Genomic DNA, 21,242 nt, shown 5'->3' with positions numbered 1-21,242 from the left:
AATGTGTCAGTTTTCTTCCTGGCTACGCTTTTCTGTTTGTGACGCAATTGAGATTGAGGGGATGCGTTACTCTGAAGAGGTAGATAGCGATCCTCTTGACGTCATATTCTGCTTGATCCGGTGTAATGATTTAGAAAAGTCGTCCCTCTGGCAATCGCGTAGGACGATCTTGGCTTAGGCTAAGAGTGATTATGTATTTGTCTGCACCTCATGCCCCTGACCATCCTTGTTGCTGATGATGATCCTGGCACTCGTTTGTCAATCAGTGACTACCTCGAACTTTCTGGATATTTAGTTGTTTCGGCTGAGGATGGTCGAAAGGCTTTGGCTATGGTCGATCAATATCAGCCCCATCTGATTGTGACAGATATCACAATGCCGCAGATGGATGGCTATGAATTAGTAAGACAGGTGCGCCGACAGCCAGCGTTTCGGCTATTGCCTGTGATTTTTTTGACCGCTCGCACCAATACTCAAGAGCGAATTCTAGGCTATCAGCTTGGCTGTGATGCCTATTTGCCGAAGCCTTTTGATTTAGAAGAATTGGGAGCCGTAATTCGTAACTTGCTGGAGCGGGTGCAGATGATTCAGCTAGATTGGCGAATGCGACCGCCCACCACAGAAGCCGAAAGTCCACATCTACCAAACGAACAACCTAAGTCAAGTGCGATCGCCATTGCCCTCGATCTCACTCCTCGCGAATGGGAAGTGCTAGATCTGCTAACGGATGGGCTTTCTAACTCTCAAATTGGCGATCGCCTTCACCTAAGTTCGCGCACTGTCGAAAAATATGTGAGTAGCCTGCTCCGCAAAACCGAAACTAACAATCGAGCCGAGCTAGTACGGTTTGCGATGGAGCATCACTTGGTGGAGTAGAGATGAAGGACGAATGAAGGACGGGAAATGAACCGCTTCATATCTCATCCTTTACCTTCTCCAGTAGCCCCTCACAGGCATCCAGCAGCAAATTGATCACATAATTGAAACCTTCAGTGCCGCCGTAGTAAGGATCGGGAACTTCCTGATCGGGATGATGGCGGCAAAAGTCGCACATCAGCTTAACCTTGTCGCCATATTGTTCTTTGAGGTCGAGCGTTAAGATGTCGCGACGATTTTCTTTGTCCATCGCCAAGATCAGGTCAAATTTCTCGAAATCTTCAGGATGAAATTGACGAGCTTGACCGGTGAGGGTGATACCGCGTTTGTTGGCAGCAGCGGACATGCGGCGATCGGGTGGGCTGCCAATGTGGTAGCTAGAGGTGCCAGCCGAGTCGCAGACAATCTGGTCACTCAATCCTTCCTGCTGAATCAGATGATCCATGATGTTTTCCGCAGAAGGAGAGCGGCAAATATTTCCCAGGCAAACAAATAGTAACTTGTAAGGCATGAAAATCCTATAAATGCTATACTCGCTTCAGGTTTAAGGGCATGTAGCTCAGTGGATAGAGCATCAGGTTCCGGTCCTGAGGGTCGGGGGTTCGAATCCCTCCATGCTCGTACTTTACAAGAGATTCGCACGTAGAAAGTCAATGAACTGGCGGGCAGTGCGACCCGATCGCCCATTGTGACGGGTTGCCCATTGCAGCGCCTGATATTCCAGTTCCTGGGCTGTCAAGGGAATTTCTGCCAAACTTGCCAGGTGATGCACGATCGCCAAATAGGTTTTTTGATCTGCAGGTTCAAAAGTAAGCGTTAAGCCAAAGCGATCGCTAAACGAGAGCTTTTCTTGCACCGTATCCCAGTTATGAATTTCGTCTGCGTCGCTGGGACGGGGGCGATCGCCAAAAAACTCACGAATCAAATGCCGTCGATTAGAAGTGGCGTAAACCACCATGTTCTGCGGTCGAGCCGTTAGGTTTCCTTCGAGAACGACTTTAAGCGCTTTATAAGCGTCTTCATCTTCCTCAAAGGACAAATCGTCTACAAAGATAATGAATTTTTGTGGCACTCCTCGCAACTGATCCACAATGGCAGGCAAATCTTGAAGGTCAGCCTTTGCTACCTCAATTAGCCGCAAGCCCTGCTCTGCATAGCGAGTCAGCATCGCCTTCACCAGTGACGATTTGCCCGAGCCGCGACTGCCATAAAGCAACACATGCAGCGCTGGATAGCCCGCCAGTAGCGCTTCTGTGTTCTTAATTAATGCTTCCTGCTGCGCCTCGTAGCCCGTCAATTCCTTGAGTCGCACCAGGTCGGGACAGGGAATTCCTGTGAGCTTGCCAAACTGCCAACGCGCGGCGCGATATTCAGAAAACAGTCCGGCTCCAGCTTTGCGGTAATAGGCAGCTAAATCTTCCAGCACGCCTGACCAATCTTCAATGCCTTCTAGCTTGACCCACAGCGGTAACTTGCGAATGCCTCCTAACCCCGCCTGAGGATGTCCCGTGCGAGTTTGATTCCAGGCTGTTGGGGCAACGGGCAGTGCTGCTGCTGCCTGTACCCACTGGCTAAGTTGCTGACCACTACAGGCATAGAGATGTTGCAAAACCTGTAAATCGTGCTGGGCAGCCGCCAGTAAGGGTGGCGGCAAGCTAGCTAAATCGGTTCGCTGAGCCTGCTGGCTAAAGGGATTTTCAGCCCGGAGGAGCTGCGTCAACAGGTGATCTTGCCAGCTTTGCCGCTGAATTGCCAGAGCATTAAACCAATCGCCATAGGCTCGAAGACAGTTTATGCCGTCGGAGTCAGGTTGCCGCAAAGCTTGCAGCAGGTTAAGAAAAGCTACTCCAACTTCGCTGCTAAGGACAGACTGGTAAATTAGCAAAGAAGCGGCTTGCCGCTGAAGAAATTGAATTGGGTGAGTGACTTGGGCATCCATTTCATTACTGTAAATGGGCGCGTGTTACTCCGCTAGAATTTAATCCCTAAATCCTTAAAATCCAAAAAATCCAAGAACCTATGAATTTAGCTATTGTGGCGGCGATCGCTTACGGCATCCTTTCTATCGTGGGCGGCATCATCGGCTACGTTCAGGCGCAGAGCAAAACTTCTCTTATTTCGGGTAGCGTCAGCGGCGCACTGCTGATTTTGGCTGGCATCTTGTCCTTAGCTGGAATTAGTGGAGGGCTATGGCTAGCGGCGCTCGTGACGGTTGCACTCATCATCGTTTTTGCAGTGCGGCTATCCAAAACGCGTAAATTCATGCCTGCTGGACTCATGATCATTGCTGGAGCCGTAGCATTCATTCCCATTCTGCAAAACTTGTAGGGAGTGATGGCCGTCTGGTCATAGCTCTTCATCTCTTACTTTCTCATCCTCCATCCTTCCTCTCTATTGGCCGATATTCCCTTATCCCTGTGGGCCGATGAAGATCTAGAGCACAGTGAGAACAATAGAGCTGTACGCAAAAGCACGAAACACAGCTTACTGAATGCAGGTTAAAACCTGCTAGGCAGAAGGAGAAAGTTATGACTATTGGTCAATACGGACGTGCTATTGGAGTCTTCTCCAGTCGTCAAGATGCAGAAATGGCTCTACAAGAGCTAAGAGATGCAGGTTTCAACATGGATCGGGTTTCGATCATTGCTCGTAATGCAAAGGGCAAAGATCAAATATCTGATGCTGACATGAATCCGAAGGAAGAGCAGGTGAAAGGCGGCGCTGGAGCCGGAGCCGTTGCAGGTTCTGCCACTGGTGGACTGCTGGGCTTAATTGGTGGATTGGGAGTTTTGGCAATTCCCGGAGTTGGACCTGCTGCTGAAGTCGGTATTGTGCTAGCTAATACTCTGCTGGGCAGTGGAATTGGTGCCGCAGGGGGCAGTTTGGTCGGTGCGTTGATTGGTTGGGGAGTTCCCGAAGATCGGGCGCAGTACTACGGCGATCGCCTCGAACAGGGAGACTACGTTTTAGTTCTGGAAGGTTCGTCAGACGATGTCCGCACTGCCGAAGCGATTTTGAACAATCGAGGAATTCGGGATTGGGACTTCTATGGCATTCCAGGAGCTGTTGGGAACCCCGCTGCGGGTATCAGTAGCCCAACGCCAGGACGGTTCTAGTATTGGGTGCGTCGGATAATAGCCAATAGGCTGGGGCACCTTTTGTCGGTGCCCTTATCTGCTTTTGTTTTCCCGCTCCTGCTCCTTCTAATGATCTCTAGTTGGAAGACTGCAGCGCTTCTACAAGTTGCTGAATCTGAGAAGGCTGATGTGTTGCCATGACGGTGATGCGAATGCGGCTAGTCGGTACAGTGGGCGGGCGGATAGCGGCGGCAAAAATGCCCTGCTCTTGAAGATGCTGACCAATAGCGATCGCCTTTTCTGCATCGGATACCTGTAGACAAAGAATGGGTGACTCACTGGGAATCAGTTTGAAGCGATTGGAGAAAGCGTTATCTGAACAACCGTGGATCTGTTGCTGAAGCTGGTGAACGTTTTGCCAAAGCTGCTGACGGCGTACTGGCTCTTGCTGAATGATAGCGATCGCCTCTAGCGCAGCAGCAGTATCAGCGGGAGACAGCCCAGTAGTGTAGATCCATCCGGGCGATCGGTTTCGCAAAAAGTCAATCAGTTCTGCACTGCCCGTCACATACCCGCCCAGGCTCCCCAACGCCTTGCTCAAGGTGCCTACCTGAATCAGCGATCGCCCAGTGCAACCAAAATGCTCAACACAACCTGCCCCCGTTTTGCCCAAAACGCCCGTTGCGTGAGCCTCATCAGCCAGTACCATGCAACCAAACTGGTCTGCCAGACTTAATAACTCTGGCAGCGGACAGAGATCGCCATCCATGCTAAAAACGCTATCGGTGATGATCAGGCAACGTCGAAAGCGATCGCGCTGCTGAGCCAGCTTCGTCTGCAAATCTGCCAGGTCACAGTGAGCATATTCCAGTACCGTTGCCTTGCTGAGAACTGCCCCGTTTTTCAAGCTAGAGTGGTTGTATTCGTCCGATAAAATCAAGTCCCGTTGCCCTACTAGAGCAGCGATTGTCCCCAGGTTTGCCAGGTAGCCAGAGCTCAACACCAACGCGTCTTCGGTTTGCTTTAGCTTGGCGATCGCTCCTTCTAACTGTCGATGCAACGATCGATGTCCGGTGATTAAGCGAGAACCTGTACTGCCCGTGCCAAACTCCTGAGTCGCAGCGATCGCTGCTCGGATCAGCCGCTCATCTGCCGCCAGCCCCAGGTAGTCGTTACTGGCAAAATTCAAGACCTTGCGTCCATCTAGCTTGACCACTGCACCCGATCGCCCCTCTACCGTCCTGACAGCGCGATACCAATTTGCCCGTCGGATCGTCTGCATCGCTTGCCCAATCCAAGCATAAGGACTTGCCTCATCCCTCATCCTTTATCCCTCATCTTCTCATCTCTCATCCTGCCAAACCTGCTTGCCTCAATACATTAGCAGTCCAAGAGTTTTGTTTATGATGAGAAGGATTTCACCCCATCGCCCTACCACCGCTCGCCTATTATGCTGCTTGACTCTACCCAATCTGAGCAACTGAAGCCCAACTCCCCCCCTGAACCGATCGCCTTGCCGTCTCGATTTTCGCCACAACATCGAACGATCAGGCCCATTGGGGTTTATGCCCTGCATGGTCTAGCTGCAATGGGAGATGACCTGATTGCGGTTGATGCAGTGCGAGGCTATTTGGTCAAGGTCGATCCCACCAGCGACAATACCACAGTCCTTAACCCCCACAATGTGCAAGATTTTCTTGATGCGGCGGGTCTGGCGGTGTGGGAGGACACAATCTGGTTTACCCGAGATCACGATGTCTTTTCGTGTACGTTAGCTGACCCTACGCCCAAGCATTTTGCCACCTTGCCTTATCCAGCGGATGGTGTAGCGGTGTGGCAGTCTACGGTGTATGTCGCTTGTCAAAAGTCCGGCTACATTCTCATTTTTGACCGTCGAACCGGACAGCAAATCACACGGTTTGCTGCCCCCGGTGTGGGAGCTGAAAACCTGTCCGTGCGGGATGAAGAACTGTGGGTGTGCGATCGCACCGAGCAAACGGTTTACTGCATGGATCGAGCCACTGGAGAAGTCAACTTCAGCATTCTCACCCCGTTTGACTCCCCTTCTGGAATTGCCTTTTACACCGATTCCCAAACCCAGGAAACAATTCTCTACGTTGCCTACGCTGGGGAAGAAGCATACATTCGGGATGATCCTAACTCCGAAGATCCTTATCAGCTTAGCTTTCGCGATCGCACCTTTATTCACCCGCTGCATTTCCACGTTGACAAAGACAAGCATTACGCTCTGTCAAACGGCTACCTGATCGAAATGTCTTATATCGAAGAACTGCTGCCGCTAGAGGAAGTGCAGGTTAACGGTTTAGAGTGGCGGATTGCCCTGCCCGCAGACACACCACGCCAGACCGTAAAGCGGGTTGAACCGATTGGAATGCCCTTTCAGGAAGAAATCCAGGAAGGACAGCGTGTTGCTGTGTTCAAATTCGACTCGTTGCAACCTGACGAGGGGCGACTATTTGGCTGGAAAGCGCTGCTAGAAGTCCGTGGAATCAAATATCGCTTTACCTTTGATGACGTTGACCGGACTCCGGCGCTATCGGCTGAGTTTCAGTCGCGCTATCTGGTGGATGATGATGAGTTGGCGATGGATACGCCCGTCATTCAAGCCGCTGCACAAGAGGCGATCGGCACCGAAACCAACCTGCTGCGTAAAATTCTGAAAGTCCGCAACTACGTTTACGATCGCCTTTCCTACGGCATCAAGCCGCACATCGACACCCCCGACGTAGCTTTGGAACGCGGTGTTGGCTCTTGCGGTGAATATGTTGGCTTGCTGTTAGCGCTAGCCCGAATCAATGGCATCGCCTGCCGAACGGTTGGTCGCTACAAATGTCCACAACCCGCCGATCGTCAAGGAGTGCCTCTGCAGCCTGACTTTAACCACGTCTGGCTTGAGTTTTACGTTCCTGGTTTTGGCTGGCTACCGATGGAATCCAACGTGGATGATGTGATCGAAGGCGGTCCTTACCCTACACGCTTTTTCATGGGTCTGCCCTGGTATCACGCCGAGATTGCCAAAGGCATTCCCTTTGAGACTTTAAAGACTCCAGATGCCAGCTTTGACCTGTCAATTGGCGACCTAGCAATCAACCACATTCGCTTCACCATTTTGGGAGAACTGCCTCCTCCCACCTGATCTCTGAATCAAAACTAAAACCCATGTACTAATCCAATCCTTGCCGCCATAATAAAAGCACATCTGCAACGTTGAGGGACTCAATGGCTCTAACTGCCCAGGAACTAGAAAAACTGATGCCAGATGCCAGTCAGCTTTTGAGTGATGAGCCGGAAATGGAGAGTTCGCTTCACTATATGCAGCTTTTGCTGCTAGTTATCTGTCTGGAATGGCTGTGGCGTGACCAAAACAATTTCTTCATTGGGGCTAACCTGACGATCTACTTCAGTCGACAGCAACTCAAAAATCGAGATTTTCGAGGCCCGGATTTCTTTTTGGTGAAACAGACTGAGAAGCGACCTCGTAACGCCTGGGTAGTGTGGGAGGAAGATGGCAAATATCCCAACCTGATCATTGAACTGCTCTCGAACTCGACCGCTACAGTTGATCGCAATTTGAAGAAAGTTCTCTATCAGGACCGGTTTCGCACTCCTGAATATTTCTGGTTCTCGCCAGAAACTTTCGAGTTTGAAGGGTTTCGGCTAAACGGACATGAATATCAAGCGATCGCCCCCACTCATCAAGGATGGCGTTGGAGCGAAGAACTGGGTTTGTTTTTGGGAGTTGAGGCAAACCAGCTACGCTACTTCACGCTAGAAGGGGAAAAAGTGCCAACGCCTGAAGAGGCAGCAGCACAAGCAGTCGTTCAATTCGAGCAGACTTCAGCGCAGTTAGAGCAAACTTCGGCGCAGCTAGAACAAGAACGCCAGCAGCGGGAAGCTGCTCAGCAGCAAGCAGCAATCCTGGCAGAACGGTTGCGATCGCTTGGGATTGATCCTAATCAGCCGTAGCTTTTAGTGAATCTTGGGAATTCATTCTTTTAAGTTTTGGCAAAATTCATGCGACTGAGAAATACTTGAAGACGCTCGCTCTTCGGGTAGGTCAACACCTGCCGGGCAGCACCTTCTTCCTCTACAAAGCCCTTATTCAAAAACAGCACTCGATGGGCGACCTCACGCGCAAACTGCATCTCGTGGGTGACAATCACCATCGTCATGCCCTCTTCAGCCAACTGCTGCATGACAGTTAGCACCTCGCCTACCAATTCTGGGTCTAGGGCGCTAGTGGGTTCGTCAAACAGCATAACTTGCGGCTTCATACAGAGGGCACGGGCGATCGCCACCCGCTGCTTTTGCCCACCAGAGAGCTGGTCAGGGTAAGCCTCTGCCTTTTCTGACAGCCCCACCTTATCCAGATAAAACCGCGCCAGCCTTGAGCTTTCCTTAGCAGGCTGATTGAGCACCTTGCGCGGAGCTAGAGTCAGGTTGTCTAGCACCGTCATGTGGGGAAACAGATTGAACTGTTGAAACACCATTCCCACATTGGCTCGAAGCTGCTTCAGCTTCCCCGTACTGAGATCAGGGTGCGATAAATCAATGCCATTGACGATTAGCCGCCCGCCATTGATTGCCTCAAGTCGGTTAAAGCAGCGCAGCAGGGTGCTTTTGCCACAGCCCGACGACCCGATCACGGCAACGACCTCACCTGGGTTGATATAGCCACTGATGCCATTTAAGACTTGCAGTGCACCAAATCTTTTCTCTACTTGCTCAAAAATAATTGCTGGGGCAGCGCTATTGTTATCTTTCATCTGGATTTAGAAGTCTTCTGATGAGGGAGTGATTCTAAAGTTGCTCTCACCCTTAATAGTTGCTAACACACTTAGCGTTGCCAGATAGATGGAATGACTACCAACACGCTAGTTTTTAGTTTGTAGAATTAGGCGATCGCAGTGTGAATTGTAGATAATTCTTCACCTTGCGATTCCTAATGCCCGTTTAGTCTTGAATTTGAATGCTAAAAGTCTAAGACTGCTATCTGTCTTGGTGTGAAGGTTTAAGGGAGAAGAATGTTTGTATGAAGATTGCTCGCATGTTCAAATTCACTCGATCTCGTTTTTTACGCCAGTTTGCCATTGGCTTAGTTTGCGTTTTCATGATTGCTGCCTGTGGCCCAAATGGGGAAGAGGCTCCCGAAGCGACAGAAGGGGGTAGTTCAGAAGCCGCTGCCACAACGCTAACCGTTGCCACAGAGCCGGCCTTTCCACCTTTTGAAGCTCAGGCTGAAGGCGGCGACTATGAAGGATTTTCCATCGACTTGATGAATGCGATCGGGGAAGCTGCCGGATTCACCGTCGAGTTTCAGGCGCTTCCGTTTGATGGCATCATTCCCGCTCTGCAAGCTGGAACAGTAGATGCTGCAATCAGCTCCATGACCATCACTGCAGAACGGGCACAAACCGTCGATTTTTCTCGCCCCTACTTTAAGGCAGGGTTGGCGATCGCCGTTCCAGAAGACAACACCGACGTTACCTCCCTAGAAGATCTGGAAGGTAGACGGATTGCGGTACAAATCGGCACAACAGGCGCAGAGCAAGCCGCAGAAATCGAGGGAGCAACCGTCAGCACCTTTGACTCAGCCCCACTTGCTCTACAAGAACTAGCAAACGGCAATGCTGATGCTGTGATCAACGACGCTCCGGTCACACTCTATGCAATTCAAACTGGCAACATCGGCGGTGTGAAAGTCGTAGGGGAACTAGTCACTGAGGAGTTTTACGGAATTGCGCTGCCCAAAGGCTCACCCAATGCCGAAACGCTCAACTCAGGTCTAGCTACCGTCCTGGAAGATGGCACTTACGAGGAGATCTACCAAAAATGGTTTGGTGAGGCTCCACCCGAACTCCCTGAAGAAGCCCCACTAGAATAGCCTCAATCTGTAGGTTGGGTGCAGCAAAGCGGAACCCAACACAACCTCTATGCTCAGATGGGTTTCATGCCCTCACCTCAACCTACACCTTACTCACGCACTCAATGGAATCCCCCCGTGCTTCAATCCTTAGAAATCATCCTGGATGCCCTCCCTAACCTACTGCGCGGCGCACTCGTAACCCTTCAACTTACCGCCTTGTCCGTTGTGTTAGGCATGGTCGGCGGCTCTCTAATCGGAATTGTCCGGCTATCGGCATCGCCCATCGTCAGTTTCGCCGCAAGGGCCTACATCGACTTCTTCAGAGGTACGCCCTTACTGGTGCAGATCTTTATGATTTACTTTGGTCTGCCTGCTGTGATTACCAATATTGCCGACAGACAGTTTTCCTTCGATCGCCTCACTGCTGCCGTCTTAGCACTCAGCCTAAATAGTGCCGCCTACATCGCCGAAATCGTGCGAGCCGGGATTCAGTCTATTGAACTGGGACAGAGAGAAGCCTCTCAGTCACTAGGGCTAGGGCCAGTTCAGACGATGCGCTACGTAATCTTTCCGCAAGCTCTGCGCCGCATGATTCCACCTTTAGGCAATGAGTTCATCACGCTGCTCAAAGATACTAGTCTGGTCGCAATCATTGGCTTTGAGGAACTGTTTCGTCGCGGTCAACTGATTGTGGCGCAGAACTATCGCTCATTTGAAATTTTTGCCGCCGTTGCGGTGGTTTACCTGGTGCTAACGCTACTGTCCTCGCAGGCATTTAGCTGGATAGAGCGCTGGATGAACCCCGTAGAACGAGCCAGAGCAAAAGCTGCACCACCACTCAATCCAGTTTCAGCCAGCGGAGATCATTTATCGTAGGCTGCGTAAGTTGCTGCGTTCAGAGTCCTCTAAAATGGGGAATGTTCCGATCGCATACAGGTTATGACGCACTCTACCGACATCGCTGCGCTAGCCCGCTGGATGGCAGCAGACTTTAGCAATCAAGCACAGGCGTTTGAAAATCCGCCCTTTTTTGCTCACATTCGTGTCTGTATGCGTCCGCTGCCGCTAGAGTTTTTGTCTGGAGTCAGCTTTTTTGTTGAGCAAGCCTATGACTACATGCTGAATGACCCCTATCGGCTACGGGTATTGAAGCTGCTGGTACAGGGCGATCGCATTGAAGTTGAAAACTACACCGTTCACGATGAGCAAGACTTTTACGGCGCATCCCGCGACCTGAAGCGCTTGCAGCAAATCAGTCCTGACCGTCTGGAAAAACTTCCTGGCTGCAACATGATTGTGGACTGGACAGGGCACAGCTTCAAAGGGAATGTTGAACCGGGCAAAGCTTGCATGGTCGTGCGAAAAGGAAAAACCACCTACCTCGACAGCGAATTTGAAATCGACGACCAGCGCTTTATCAGCCAAGACCGTGGACGCGACCCAGAAACCGATGAGCATATCTGGGGTTCGGTCGCAGGTCCGTTTGAGTTTGTGCGAGTCGCAAATTTTGCAGACGAAGTAAAAGTCTGAAGCCCTGTAGGGCGAGTAACATCTTCCCTACCTGAACGGATGAGGCGATCGCCGTAGCTAAGCCACGATGTAGTACCAGGTCAAACTAAGAACGGATCAGCAAACTTCCCTATTAGGGCCGACAGTTTTTCAAGTTGGGCCTTACAGTTTTATCTTTTTTTAGCTCTGACAAAGGTGAACCTGCTCACATTCACGTTAAGCGCGATCGTCAATTGGTTAAGTTCTGGCTAAGTCCCGTTTCTTTAGTCAAAAATTGAGGATTCAAAGACCACGAATTAAACAACATCTTCGGCTTGTGGAGGAGAACACACAAATATTGTTGGAGGCTTGGCATGACTACTTTGACTCTTGACGCAGAACCCCTTGCAGTACAAGTCAGAGTGACAGATGAAAAGTTAATCGTAGATTTAGTTGAGGGGCGAAGTTTAAGTGTTCCTCTGTCTTGGTATCCCCGCTTGCTACATGCTGCTTTAGAGGAACGGCAAAACTGGCAACTCTTAGGAGAGGGTTACGCAATCGAGTGGGTTGACTTAGATGAACATATTGGCATTGAAGGTCTGCTAGCGGGCAGACAAAGTGGCGAGAGCCGTCATTCCTTTGAACGTCGGCTAAAAGCTCGGGATACTTCTTCTCAACTTAAACAAGCTCACGATTTAGATGGAACGAAAAGTTGAGAGCTACTGGTACTCAGTTAAAGCATGAAGAAGTTAGCGAGTAATAAACCTTAAGTAGCTACAGTAATGAGGTACTGATGACTGACACAAATTGCTCCAGAAAATGAACAGCAATTAGCTCAATTACTGCCGGACAACTCTCTTTGATTAGTGACTTTTTCAACTCCCTTCAAAGTAGAAAGAGTGTTAGGCATCGCACACTTCATCGGTTGCCGCCAATCATTGCAAGTCAACTCAAAATAGCAGTTTGTAACCAGTTTGCGCCCAAAGATAAAAGCAAACGTCGAAGTACAAGCGCTGGAGATTTAGGCTTTGACGATCACGATCTCTGGATTGCGGCAACAGCAATCCAGCATAACCTTGTCGTTGTGTCTGCTGACAGCGATTTTATCCGAATTCAGCAAGCACAGCCTTTCTCCCTAGAATCGTGGCTGTAGCCTCTGCCATAAAGGAACCTTCAATTAGAGCGTTGAACTGAGATCTAGGGAAACGATCGCCCCCCATACTCCACATCCGATCGCCACACAGAAAATGAGTGGAACCTTTTTGAAACTAGCGATCGCCACTACCACACCTGCTGCAACAGTTGCCAAAGTTTCTATCGTTGAACCGCTCAGGCTGACCATGCTGCTGATTGTGAGTACTAGAATTACCGCTAGCGGCAAATGATTCAGCCAACGTGCTTGAAAGAGTTGGGGTGGTAGCCAAACGCCTGCACTTCGCATTAGATAGGTGCCAATTCCAGCCAAGAAGATTACCCACCAGATATTCATACTTTCTCCTTAGGATTCAGCTTTTCCTTGTGGTTTAAGCCTGGGAGCAGGGAGGATAGGATGGCGATCGCCAAAATTGACATCAAAAGACCGATCGATCCAAACTGCTGAGTAACTAGAACCAGGGCAATTCCTACGCCCAAAACAATACTGATTTCTTGCTGCCAGCGATCGCGGGGTGCAGTGCTAGCAGAACTTCGCAGGTTACCGACTAACAAGCAAAGGAATAGTCCGGGCAATGCAAACTGAAGCCACTGTTCGGGTAATTGCATTCCCACCTGACAGCCCAGCCAGGAACCCGTGATCCAAGAAGCCCAGCAGCATAGGTGCATCCCCAGGTAATAAGCGAAGGGGCGCGGCTCGTCTGTCATCTCTAGAGCAAAGGTTTCATCAATCAGCCCTAGAGACAGAAGCCACTGCTGCCCCCAGCTAAACCGTTTGTAAATGTTGTGCGCTGACAGGCTCATGGGAATGTGGCGCAGATTGATGATCAGCATCGTGAGTAGAATGCTGACACCAGACAGATTTTGCCTTACGCCTTCAACTGCCGCAAACTGAGAAGCACCTGCATAGACCCAGACAGACATCGCGACGGTAGAGAGCGGAGACAATCCTGACTGGACTGAAATTGCGCCATAGCTCATGGCGATCGGCAAGAAACCGGCTACGACTCCTAGAGCGCGGTTCATGCCGTTAAAGAATTCTGCAAAGAAGCTTGAGCGATTTGTTTGTTGAAGCATGGGTCAATCACCTCCAGGGAGTAAAACCCTGATGCTTCCTAATTTATGGGCGATCGCCCCTCCCAGTCTTGAAGAAAATTGCTCTACTTACCGCTGATACTGCCCGGGAGTCACCCCAGTCATGCGCTTAAACTGTCGCGTCAGATGGCTCTGGTCAGCAAAGCCTGTCTCCTGAGCTACGTCAGAAATCGGCTTGCCCTGAACTAGCAGCCGTTTGGCACGATGCAGACGCACCTGATTGAGATAGCCGTGCGGTGGTAGACCAACCTGTTTGCGAAAGGTACGGAGCAGGTAAAAAGGACTGAGGTTGGCGATCGCCGCCAGTTCTGCCAACGATGAATTCTCGGCGTAGTGCGCTTCCAGGTAATTTTGCACCAGCCGAATCGGTTGAGATTCCTTCCTTGCTGCTTTAAGAGTGGGGCGATCGCCTGCATGACGGGCAATCAGTTGCGCCATCGTCCACACCATACGCGAATCTTGCTCTAGCTGACAGGTAGATTTCTCCAAGGTGACGTGCAGCCGCAAAAGTAACCCCTTCAGGTATTCATCCTGAATCACAGGTTGAGGGAAATAGGGAATGTCGGGCGAGCGCCAGGAATCAGCCATTGCTTCCCGCAGAAGGCTGACATCGGGATATAGCATTCGATACATCCAGCCTCCCTCAGTTGCAGCGTGCCCGTCGTGCGGTTCTCCCGGATTAATCAACGCAACGCTACCTGCCGTTGCAACGTGGGTAGCACCTCGATAATCAAATTCCTCTGCCCCCTGCTGAATCACGCCGATCGCGTAGGTGTCGTGGGTATGACGACAAAAGGAATGAGTAATAAATCGGGCATGAAGGAGTTCTAAGTCGGCGAATTGAGGCGATCGCCAGAATTTGACTTGTTCTTTCATGGCGGGAGTTGGGGGTTTAAGGATTAGGGATTGGGGGTATTCCGGCTTGTTCAGACATTTCTGAAGCGAGTCCAGTCCAGTCAAGGTCGCCTTTGCCTTTAGCAACAGCAGCCATCAGGCGATCGTGAAGCAGGCTGGCGAGGGGCATGGGCATTTGGCTAGTTCTGGCAGTTTGCAGGGCCAGGGTGACATCTTTTAGACCGAGGGAAAGCTTGAATCCAGCAGGTTCATATTGCTGCTGGGCAATCATGCGACCATAGTTTTGGTAGATCGGGCAAGCAAACAGCGTTTTGCCAAAAAGCTCTGCGATCTGAGTGCGATCGATACCGTTTTTTTCTGCCAGGGTAAATGCTTCAGCCATCGCTTCGATCGCTGAAACAATCAGGAAATTGCCAGTTACTTTAACGATATTTGCGGCTTCCGGCGTTTCGCCAAAGTCAAATACACCCTGTCCCAAAGCATCTAGCACGGGCGCAACTTCCGCTTTAGCAGCGGGGTTTCCTGAGATGCAAATCCACAGCTTTTTGGCAGCAGCGGCATCAGGGCGACCAAATACGGGTGCTGCCAGGTAATGCACCCCTTGCTGCTCGTGTTGTGCCGCTAAGTGCTGAGCGGTTGCGGGTGAAATGGTACTCATCGACAGGTGAATGCTGCTGGGGCTGAGCTTTTCTAGAATCCCGTTTTCGCCCAGCACAGCTTCCTCTAGTACCTGGTCGTTAGCGAGCATCGTGATGACAATGGTTTCGGGCGCTACAACTTCAGCAGGTGTATTCACCAAAATTGCGCCTTGCTCGGCTAGCGATCGCCCCTTCTCTAGAGTGCGATTATATACTCGCAGCGAATAACCCGCTGCAAGCAGATTCGTCGCCATTGGCAGCCCCATATTGCCTAGTCCAATAAAGCCGATTGTTTTAGAGCCGATATCTTTGCTCATTCGCCCATTCCTGAAACACTCTAATCGCTCTCAGGATAGAGGCGATCGACCCAATTTACATCCTTCATTAGAATGTCCCCGCTGCGATTTACTTTTGTCCCATTCACCTATCCGCGAAGACTAGGTCAGAGCTTAGGTGAAAAGGCTAAAAGATATTGCTGTCAGGGACTTCGAGTAGTTTGATAGCTAATTTTAATAGAAGTTTTTAGGCGAACAGTTCAGCCTCAATCGTCTAGAAGGTACCCAAACCTGATAGATTTGAGCGAGTATCAGCAAACAGGATATGGCAAGATGAAAGTCCTAGTCATTGGCGGCGACGGCTATTGCGGGTGGGCTACCGCACTTTACCTTTCAAACCGAGGATACGAAGTCGGCATCCTGGACAACATGGTGCGCCGACACTGGGATTTAGAGCTTTGTGTCGAAACTCTGACCCCGATTGCTCCCATCCAGCAACGCCTCCAGCGCTGGAAAGATTTAACTGGTAAATCGATCGACCTTTTTGTTGGCGACATTACCAATTACGAATTTCTTAGCAAAGCAATGCACCAGTTTGAACCCGAAGCGGTGGTGCATTTTGGCGAACAGCGATCGGCTCCCTTCTCCATGATCGATCGTGAACATGCCGTCTTGACGCAAGTTAATAATGTAGTTGGGACGCTGAACCTGCTCTACGTTATGCGTGAAAGCTTCCCTGATTGCCACCTGGTGAAGTTAGGCACGATGGGCGAATACGGTACGCCTAACATCGACATTGAAGAAGGTTACATCACGATCGAGCACAACGGCCGTAAGGACACCCTTCCCTATCCTAAGCAGCCCGGTTCGTTCTATCACTTGAGCAAAGTTCACGACTCTCACAACATTCACTTTGCTTGCAAAATTTGGGGTCTACGAGCTACTGACCTAAACCAGGGCGTGGTCTATGGGGTGCTAACAGAAGAGACGGGCATGGATGAATTGCTGATCAACCGCCTCGATTACGACGGTGTGTTTGGTACAGCGCTGAACCGTTTCTGCATTCAGGCAGCGATCGGGCATCCGCTGACGGTTTATGGCAGCGGCGGTCAAACTCGCGCCTTCCTAGACATTCGCGATACGGTGCGGTGTGTGGAATTGGCGATCGCTAACCCCGCCGACCCAGGAAAGTTCCGCGTCTTTAACCAGTTCACCGAAATGTTTAGCATTGGCGACCTGGCGCAAATGGTCGAGAAAGCTGGAAGCTCTCTCGGTTTGAGCGTTGAAGTCAAGCACCTCGACAACCCTCGCGTTGAGTTAGAAGAACACTACTTCAACGCTAAGAACACCAACCTGCTTGACCTCGGCTTACAGCCCCACTACCTGTCTGACTCGCTGCTCGACTCCTTGCTCAACTTCAGCGTTCAGTACAAGCATCGCGTAGACGAGAAGCAAATCCTGCCCAAAGTTAAGTGGAAGGGTTAACTCAGTCGATCCGGCCGAGCTGTATGTTATGTCAGATCTCCGACTTCTCAAAGAAGTCGGAGATCTTAATCCCTAGCCAGTGACATTAGGTTCAAACCCTTGTCAGGACGGAGCGTGATCGATTTTGCATTCCGTTCTAATAAGTTCTTGCCAACTTGACTGTGCCCTGTAGAAGAGGCAGAGTCTCTACGCTGATGTTCCCAAGTAAGCATGGGAACGAGAAAACCACCCCCAATCCCGAGCCCGCACCCCCAATCCCGAACCTTCTCTATGCGAATTGCCCTATTTACCGAAACTTTTTTGCCCAAAGTTGACGGCATTGTCACCCGCCTCAGCCATACCGTTGAACAGTTGCAGCGATTGGGTGACGAAGTTTTAGTAATTTCTCCCGACGGTGGATTGACCGAATATAAGGGAGCCAGAATTTATGGGGTGCCGGGGTTTCCCTTACCACTTTACCCAGAGTTAAAGCTGGCGCTGCCACGTCCCTCGATCGGTCAGGTGTTAGAAGGGTTCAAGCCCGATTTAATTCATGTAGTGAATCCTGCCGTTTTAGGGTTGGCAGGACTGTACTACAGCAAAATCTTTAAAGTGCCGCTAGTTGCGTCTTATCACACCCACTTGCCTAAATATCTAGAGCATTACGGCTTGGGAATGCTGGAAGGCATGATGTGGGAATTGCTGAAGGTGGCGCATAACCAGGCACAGATTAACCTTTGCACCTCAACTGCCATGCAGGAAGAACTGGACGCTCATGGGATTGAGCGCTTAGCAGTGTGGCAACGGGGAGTAGATACGGAGCTATTTCATCCCGGTTTGGCGAGCCAGGAGATGCGATCGCGTCTCAGCCAGGGAAACCCTGATAGCCCGCTGTTGCTCTATGTTGGACGGCTCTCGGCGGAAAAAGAAATCGATAAAATCAGACCCGTTCTGAAGTCGCTCCCGAATGCTCGACTAGCTTTAGTGGGTGATGGGCCGCACCGCCAGGAATTAGAACAGTATTTTGCTGGTACACCGACCCACTTTGTCGGGTACCTGACTGGCGCAGATTTAGCAACCGCCTTTGCCTCTGCGGATGCCTTTGTGTTTCCATCGCGCACCGAAACATTGGGACTGGTACTGCTTGAGGCAATGGCGGCAGGCTGTCCGGTGGTTGCAGCCAACTCTGGCGGCATTCCCGATATTGTGACGGACGGTGTCAACGGCTATTTGTTTGATCCCTACGACGAACAGGGGGCGATCGCCGCTACTCAACGCCTGCTCAACCAACAAACCGAACGCGAAACGCTGCGCCAAAACGCCCGCCAGGAGGCAGAACGCTGGAGCTGGACGGCTGCGACCCGTCAGCTTCAAGATTTCTACCAAGTGGTGCTGACACCACACTCCATGCCCACGGCAGCGTAGGGTTGTCATTTAGTTTTCGTAGATCCCTTCAAAAAGGCGCACCAAAAACTTAAAATGCCTTCATAAAGGGAGCGATCGCCACTTTTATCTCAGGAGACAATTCTAGATATTAGCTATGCTATATCCAGGTTGGGAAGAATGGAATTAACCGACTTGGCTTGCGCCTTGGAGTCGTCAGAAAGCTGTTAGACTATTGCCTTACCTGCGCTAAACCCAGATATTTGCGGGAGTCCAAGTACAGGTTGAACAGGGATTAACAGGAACGGTTGCTGATATTTGGCGGCTGAAGCTTTCTTCCAACTTCCAATCTTTACAAATTTTCATAGGTACCTATGACAGCTTCATCCCCACGCCGGCCCGATCGGGACCATGCTGACGCTGTGATTGATGTGTATCCTCACGTCTCCGAAGATGGGGGAGCCTACTTTAACTCAATGGGTGACATTGAAGTTGACGTGGTTCACAGCACCGACGACTTAAACCTAAACGTACCCCGCAAAACTGAGCCAGGTGGGGCTCTTGCTACTAACCACGGCAATTTCTCAGCTTTTCTGGCTCCTCTAACCCAGGATACGTTTAGGCAGGTTGTGACGGATGTTGAGCAAAAGCTGCGCGTCGTCAACCAGACCTTGTCGATGCTCGACTCTGTGCTAGATAGCCAGGGTTTCGATGCCATTCTGAACGAAATGCTTCAGTCGATCACCCTCAAGACAGGCGAGTTGCTGGGGGCCGATCGCACCACGATTTATCTCTTGGACGAAGACAAAAACGAACTCTGGTCAATCGTTGCCGAAAATGCTGGTGGCGGTTCCTTAGAGCTACGCATTCCTGCTGACCAGGGGATTGCGGGTGAAGTGGCGACCTTCAAACAGCCAATTAACATCCCCTTCGACTTTTACGATGATCCCCGCTCAGCTTTTGCCCAAAAGCAGGACAAAAAGACGGGATATCGCACTTACACCATGCTGACCCTGCCACTGTTGAGCGAGAATGGCGGATTGGTAGCTGTCGTACAGCTAATTAATAAGCTGAATTTTCCGAATAATCCTGGAGATCCATTGTCTGAGCGGGTAAATCGACAGGGCTTCACAGAAAAAGATCAGGACTTGTTCAGCGAATTTTCGCCATCGATTCGCCTGATTCTAGAAAGCTCTCGTTCCTTTTATCTGGCAACGCAAAGACAGCGAGCCGCGACAGCGCTGATGAAAGCAACGCGATCGCTGAGTCAGAGCAGCCTTGATCTGGATGCGACCCTGGCACGGGTGATGGAAGAGGCAAAGGAACTGATGAACGCCGATCGCAGTACGCTATGGCTACTCGATCAGGATCGGAACGACCTGTGGACAAAAATTCCGATGCCAGATGGCTCGCTCAAAGAACTGCGGGTACCCGTCGGCGTTGGTTTTGCAGGTAAAGTTGCAGAAACCCGTGAGCCGTTAAACATTCCCTTTGATCTGTACGAACATCCAGATGCAGACAACGCTAAAAAGCTAGACCCGACCAACGGCTACCGTACCTGCAGCCTGCTGTGTATGCCCATCTTCAACGCAGATGGTGAGCTAATCGGCGTCACGCAACTGGTCAACAAAAAGAAACAGGGCGAATTTACTGAATACAATCCAGAAGATTGGCCCAGAGCACCAGAGTGCTGGAAGTCTAGCTTTAACCGCAGCGACCAGGAATTTATGCAGGCGTTTAACATCCAGGCGGGTGTGGCGCTGCAAAATGCCAAGCTGTTTGCCACCGTAAAGCAGCAAGAACAGATGCAGCGAGACATTTTGCGATCGCTCTCTAACGCCGTCTTCTCAACCAACAAAGACGGGGAAGTCATCGCTGCTAACGAAAGCGCCAAGCGATTGCTCGGACTGGACGAGCAGGAAAAAATCGAAGGGCGACCGATCACCGAACTGATCAAAATCAAGGAAGGGGATTTCTCCAAGTGGTTCGTTGCTGCGTTAAAAGGCGCGGGTAGCAAGAATCGACAGCAGTACTACCCTGACCAAACTCTGATCTCATCGGAAGTCGAGCAGCACAGCGTTCACCTGTCAATCAACTCGATTGCTGATGTGGCAGACGATACTCATGTGTATGGCGCACTGGTCGTGATGGATGACATCAGTGACGAAAAGCGGCTAAAGAACACCATGTATCGCTACATGACCCAGGAGTTGGCAGAGGAACTGCTCAGGCTGGATGACCCGAAACTAGGAGGCGATCGCAAAGAAGTTTCTATTCTCTTTTCAGACATTCGCAGCTTTACCTCGATCGCCGAAAGCATGGAAGCCGAAGAACTGGTTGTCATGCTCAACGAATACTTTGAGTCGATGGTCGATGCGGTATTTAAGCATAAAGGCACCCTCGACAAGTACATCGGCGATGCAATTATGGCGGTGTTTGGCTCCCCCTTGCCGCTAGAAAATCACGCCTGGTTAGCCGTACAAACAGCGATCGATATGCGGCATCGGCTAGAAGCATTGAATCAGAAGCGCGAAGCAGACAGCAAACCCGCGATCAACATCGGCATTGGTATCAACACTGACAATGTGATCAGCGGCAACATTGGCTCCAGCCGCAAGATGGAATTCACGGCGATCGGTGACGGGGTTAATCTGGGATCGCGCCTGGAAGGAGCCAGCAAGCAATATGGCTGTGACATTATCATCAGTGAAACGACCTACCAGCCCTGCGCCGATCAGGTGTGGGTGAGAGAGTTAGACCGAATTCGGGTGAAGGGTAAAAACAAGCCCGTCAGCATTTACGAGCTAGTGGGACTGCGATCGGAACCCATCTCAGAGTTAGACCAACGCCGGATCGAACTCTATCAGCAGGGGCGAGAATATTATCTTGAGCGCAAATTTGTCAAAGCGATCGCCGCATTTGGCACAATTTTGGAAGAGCTAGACCACCAAGATAAAGCCGCTGACCTGCACGTCAAGCGCTGTCACCACTGGATGGTAACTCCGCCACCTGAAGACTGGAGTGGCGTTTGGGATCTCACCGAGAAGTAGAA

Annotated in this window: 20 protein-coding genes, 1 tRNA gene and 1 pseudogene; 14 read left to right on the top strand and 8 right to left on the bottom strand. The window is 50.8% G+C overall.

The annotated features are described in order from the left end of the window. Positions 1-210 precede the first annotated feature (210 nt). Entirely contained in the window at positions 211-876 is a 666-nt protein-coding gene (locus H6F88_RS10295) for a response regulator transcription factor (protein WP_190642659.1), read from the top strand. A gap of 37 nt (positions 877-913) precedes the next feature. Here the strand turns inward: H6F88_RS10295 and H6F88_RS10290 are convergent, their stop codons facing one another. Further along, a complete protein-coding gene (locus H6F88_RS10290; protein ID WP_190642658.1) occupies positions 914-1,387 on the bottom strand; it encodes a low molecular weight protein-tyrosine-phosphatase in 474 nt (157 codons plus the stop codon). A gap of 37 nt (positions 1,388-1,424) precedes the next feature. Between H6F88_RS10290 and H6F88_RS10285 the strand changes: the two genes are divergently transcribed. Next, positions 1,425-1,497: transfer RNA gene (locus tag H6F88_RS10285), tRNA-Arg, on the top strand. Between the two features lie 4 nt (positions 1,498-1,501). On the opposite strand, the gene H6F88_RS10280 is transcribed toward H6F88_RS10285, so the two are convergent. Continuing rightward, a complete protein-coding gene (locus H6F88_RS10280; protein WP_190642657.1) occupies positions 1,502-2,815 on the bottom strand; it encodes an ATP-binding protein in 1,314 nt (437 codons plus the stop codon). Between the two features lie 80 nt (positions 2,816-2,895). On the opposite strand from H6F88_RS10280, the gene H6F88_RS10275 reads away from it, so the two are divergent. After that, a complete protein-coding gene (locus tag H6F88_RS10275) occupies positions 2,896-3,204 on the top strand; it encodes a TMEM14 family protein (RefSeq protein WP_190642656.1) in 309 nt (102 codons plus the stop codon). Positions 3,205-3,404: 200 nt separating this feature from the next. Then, positions 3,405-3,992, top strand: a complete 588-nt coding sequence (locus H6F88_RS10270; protein ID WP_190642655.1) for a general stress protein — start codon at positions 3,405-3,407, stop codon at positions 3,990-3,992. A gap of 97 nt (positions 3,993-4,089) precedes the next feature. On the opposite strand, the gene bioF is transcribed toward H6F88_RS10270, so the two are convergent. Beyond that, positions 4,090-5,277, bottom strand: a complete 1,188-nt coding sequence (gene bioF, locus H6F88_RS10265; protein WP_190642654.1) for an 8-amino-7-oxononanoate synthase — start codon at positions 5,275-5,277, stop codon at positions 4,090-4,092. A 126-nt stretch (positions 5,278-5,403) separates the two neighbouring features. Between bioF and H6F88_RS10260 the strand changes: the two genes are divergently transcribed. Together H6F88_RS10260 and H6F88_RS10255 are read left to right on the top strand one after the other, a co-directional pair. Further along, a complete protein-coding gene (locus tag H6F88_RS10260) occupies positions 5,404-7,110 on the top strand; it encodes a transglutaminase domain-containing protein (RefSeq protein ID WP_190642653.1) in 1,707 nt (568 codons plus the stop codon). A gap of 83 nt (positions 7,111-7,193) precedes the next feature. Next, on the top strand, positions 7,194-7,940 hold the full coding sequence (locus tag H6F88_RS10255; protein ID WP_190642652.1) for a Uma2 family endonuclease: 747 nt from the start codon (positions 7,194-7,196) through the stop codon (positions 7,938-7,940). A gap of 29 nt (positions 7,941-7,969) precedes the next feature. Here the strand turns inward: H6F88_RS10255 and H6F88_RS10250 are convergent, their stop codons facing one another. Further along, entirely contained in the window at positions 7,970-8,740 is a 771-nt protein-coding gene (locus H6F88_RS10250; protein ID WP_190642651.1) for an amino acid ABC transporter ATP-binding protein, read from the bottom strand. 281 nt (positions 8,741-9,021) lie between these two features. On the opposite strand from H6F88_RS10250, the pseudogene H6F88_RS34385 reads away from it, so the two are divergent. The 5 genes and pseudogenes from H6F88_RS34385 to H6F88_RS34375 all read left to right on the top strand — a co-directional run bounded on the left by H6F88_RS34385 (position 9,022) and on the right by H6F88_RS34375 (position 12,481). After that, positions 9,022-10,716 (top strand): annotated as a pseudogene (locus H6F88_RS34385) (ABC transporter permease subunit). 63 nt (positions 10,717-10,779) lie between these two features. Next, entirely contained in the window at positions 10,780-11,370 is a 591-nt protein-coding gene (locus H6F88_RS10240; protein WP_190642650.1) for a chromophore lyase CpcT/CpeT, read from the top strand. Between the two features lie 134 nt (positions 11,371-11,504). After that, the gene (locus tag H6F88_RS34380; RefSeq protein WP_242050489.1) at positions 11,505-11,627 is read left to right on the top strand and encodes a DUF4160 domain-containing protein; all 123 of its coding nucleotides are present in this window, start codon (positions 11,505-11,507) and stop codon (positions 11,625-11,627) included. A 75-nt stretch (positions 11,628-11,702) separates the two neighbouring features. After that, positions 11,703-12,044, top strand: a complete 342-nt coding sequence (locus H6F88_RS10230) for a DUF2442 domain-containing protein (RefSeq protein ID WP_190642649.1) — start codon at positions 11,703-11,705, stop codon at positions 12,042-12,044. A gap of 143 nt (positions 12,045-12,187) precedes the next feature. Then, a complete protein-coding gene (locus tag H6F88_RS34375; RefSeq protein WP_347277687.1) occupies positions 12,188-12,481 on the top strand; it encodes a PIN domain-containing protein in 294 nt (97 codons plus the stop codon). Between the two features lie 24 nt (positions 12,482-12,505). On the opposite strand, the gene H6F88_RS10225 is transcribed toward H6F88_RS34375, so the two are convergent. The 4 genes from H6F88_RS10225 to H6F88_RS10210 form a co-directional block, all read right to left on the bottom strand. Then, complete coding sequence (locus H6F88_RS10225) at positions 12,506-12,817, bottom strand: AzlD domain-containing protein (protein WP_190642648.1); 312 nt, start codon at positions 12,815-12,817, stop codon at positions 12,506-12,508. Further along, positions 12,814-13,557, bottom strand: coding sequence for an AzlC family ABC transporter permease (locus tag H6F88_RS10220; RefSeq protein WP_190642647.1), 744 nt, complete (start codon positions 13,555-13,557; stop codon positions 12,814-12,816). The genes H6F88_RS10225 and H6F88_RS10220 overlap by 4 nt, the downstream gene beginning before the upstream one ends. A gap of 87 nt (positions 13,558-13,644) precedes the next feature. Then, positions 13,645-14,451: an AraC family transcriptional regulator gene (locus H6F88_RS10215; RefSeq protein ID WP_190642646.1), complete on the bottom strand. Its 807-nt coding sequence runs from the start codon at positions 14,449-14,451 to the stop codon at positions 13,645-13,647. A gap of 16 nt (positions 14,452-14,467) precedes the next feature. Then, a complete protein-coding gene (locus H6F88_RS10210) occupies positions 14,468-15,385 on the bottom strand; it encodes an NAD(P)-dependent oxidoreductase (protein WP_190642645.1) in 918 nt (305 codons plus the stop codon). Positions 15,386-15,676: 291 nt separating this feature from the next. Here H6F88_RS10210 and H6F88_RS10205 point away from each other — a divergent pair, with 291 nt between their 5' ends. The 3 genes from H6F88_RS10205 to H6F88_RS10195 all read left to right on the top strand — a co-directional run bounded on the left by H6F88_RS10205 (position 15,677) and on the right by H6F88_RS10195 (position 21,240). Next, the gene (locus H6F88_RS10205; protein ID WP_190642644.1) at positions 15,677-16,828 is read left to right on the top strand and encodes an NAD-dependent epimerase/dehydratase family protein; all 1,152 of its coding nucleotides are present in this window, start codon (positions 15,677-15,679) and stop codon (positions 16,826-16,828) included. 270 nt (positions 16,829-17,098) lie between these two features. Further along, positions 17,099-18,232 (top strand): glycosyltransferase, encoded by a 1,134-nt coding sequence (locus H6F88_RS10200; protein ID WP_190642643.1) that lies wholly within the window; start codon positions 17,099-17,101, stop codon positions 18,230-18,232. A 434-nt stretch (positions 18,233-18,666) separates the two neighbouring features. Then, positions 18,667-21,240 carry an adenylate/guanylate cyclase domain-containing protein gene (locus H6F88_RS10195; protein ID WP_199333542.1) on the top strand — a complete coding sequence of 858 codons (2,574 nt, stop codon included), beginning with the start codon at positions 18,667-18,669 and terminating at the stop codon, positions 21,238-21,240. The last annotated feature ends 2 nt before the right edge of the window (positions 21,241-21,242 follow it).

The sequence above is a fragment of the Oculatella sp. FACHB-28 genome (genome assembly GCF_014696015.1).
Lineage (GTDB): Bacteria > Cyanobacteriota > Cyanobacteriia > Elainellales > Elainellaceae > JAAUTN01.
The sequence above is the reverse complement of the archived record's forward strand: the minus strand, read 5'-3'. Positions and strand labels throughout refer to the sequence as shown.

Coding starts and splice junctions, on each gene's coding strand:
- H6F88_RS10295 (WP_190642659.1), top strand. CDS start 211: ATGCCCCTGACCATCCTTGTTGCTGATGATGATCCTGGCACTCGTTTG.
- H6F88_RS10290 (WP_190642658.1), bottom strand. CDS start 1,387: ATGCCTTACAAGTTACTATTTGTTTGCCTGGGAAATATTTGCCGCTCT.
- H6F88_RS10280 (WP_190642657.1), bottom strand. CDS start 2,815: ATGGATGCCCAAGTCACTCACCCAATTCAATTTCTTCAGCGGCAAGCC.
- H6F88_RS10275 (WP_190642656.1), top strand. CDS start 2,896: ATGAATTTAGCTATTGTGGCGGCGATCGCTTACGGCATCCTTTCTATC.
- H6F88_RS10270 (WP_190642655.1), top strand. CDS start 3,405: ATGACTATTGGTCAATACGGACGTGCTATTGGAGTCTTCTCCAGTCGT.
- bioF (WP_190642654.1), bottom strand. CDS start 5,277: ATGAGGGATGAGGCAAGTCCTTATGCTTGGATTGGGCAAGCGATGCAG.
- H6F88_RS10260 (WP_190642653.1), top strand. CDS start 5,404: ATGCTGCTTGACTCTACCCAATCTGAGCAACTGAAGCCCAACTCCCCC.
- H6F88_RS10255 (WP_190642652.1), top strand. CDS start 7,194: ATGGCTCTAACTGCCCAGGAACTAGAAAAACTGATGCCAGATGCCAGT.
- H6F88_RS10250 (WP_190642651.1), bottom strand. CDS start 8,740: ATGAAAGATAACAATAGCGCTGCCCCAGCAATTATTTTTGAGCAAGTA.
- H6F88_RS10240 (WP_190642650.1), top strand. CDS start 10,780: ATGACGCACTCTACCGACATCGCTGCGCTAGCCCGCTGGATGGCAGCA.
- H6F88_RS10230 (WP_190642649.1), top strand. CDS start 11,703: ATGACTACTTTGACTCTTGACGCAGAACCCCTTGCAGTACAAGTCAGA.
- H6F88_RS10225 (WP_190642648.1), bottom strand. CDS start 12,817: ATGAATATCTGGTGGGTAATCTTCTTGGCTGGAATTGGCACCTATCTA.
- H6F88_RS10220 (WP_190642647.1), bottom strand. CDS start 13,557: ATGCTTCAACAAACAAATCGCTCAAGCTTCTTTGCAGAATTCTTTAAC.
- H6F88_RS10215 (WP_190642646.1), bottom strand. CDS start 14,451: ATGAAAGAACAAGTCAAATTCTGGCGATCGCCTCAATTCGCCGACTTA.
- H6F88_RS10210 (WP_190642645.1), bottom strand. CDS start 15,385: ATGAGCAAAGATATCGGCTCTAAAACAATCGGCTTTATTGGACTAGGC.
- H6F88_RS10205 (WP_190642644.1), top strand. CDS start 15,677: ATGAAAGTCCTAGTCATTGGCGGCGACGGCTATTGCGGGTGGGCTACC.
- H6F88_RS10200 (WP_190642643.1), top strand. CDS start 17,099: ATGCGAATTGCCCTATTTACCGAAACTTTTTTGCCCAAAGTTGACGGC.
- H6F88_RS10195 (WP_199333542.1), top strand. CDS start 18,667: ATGGGTGACATTGAAGTTGACGTGGTTCACAGCACCGACGACTTAAAC.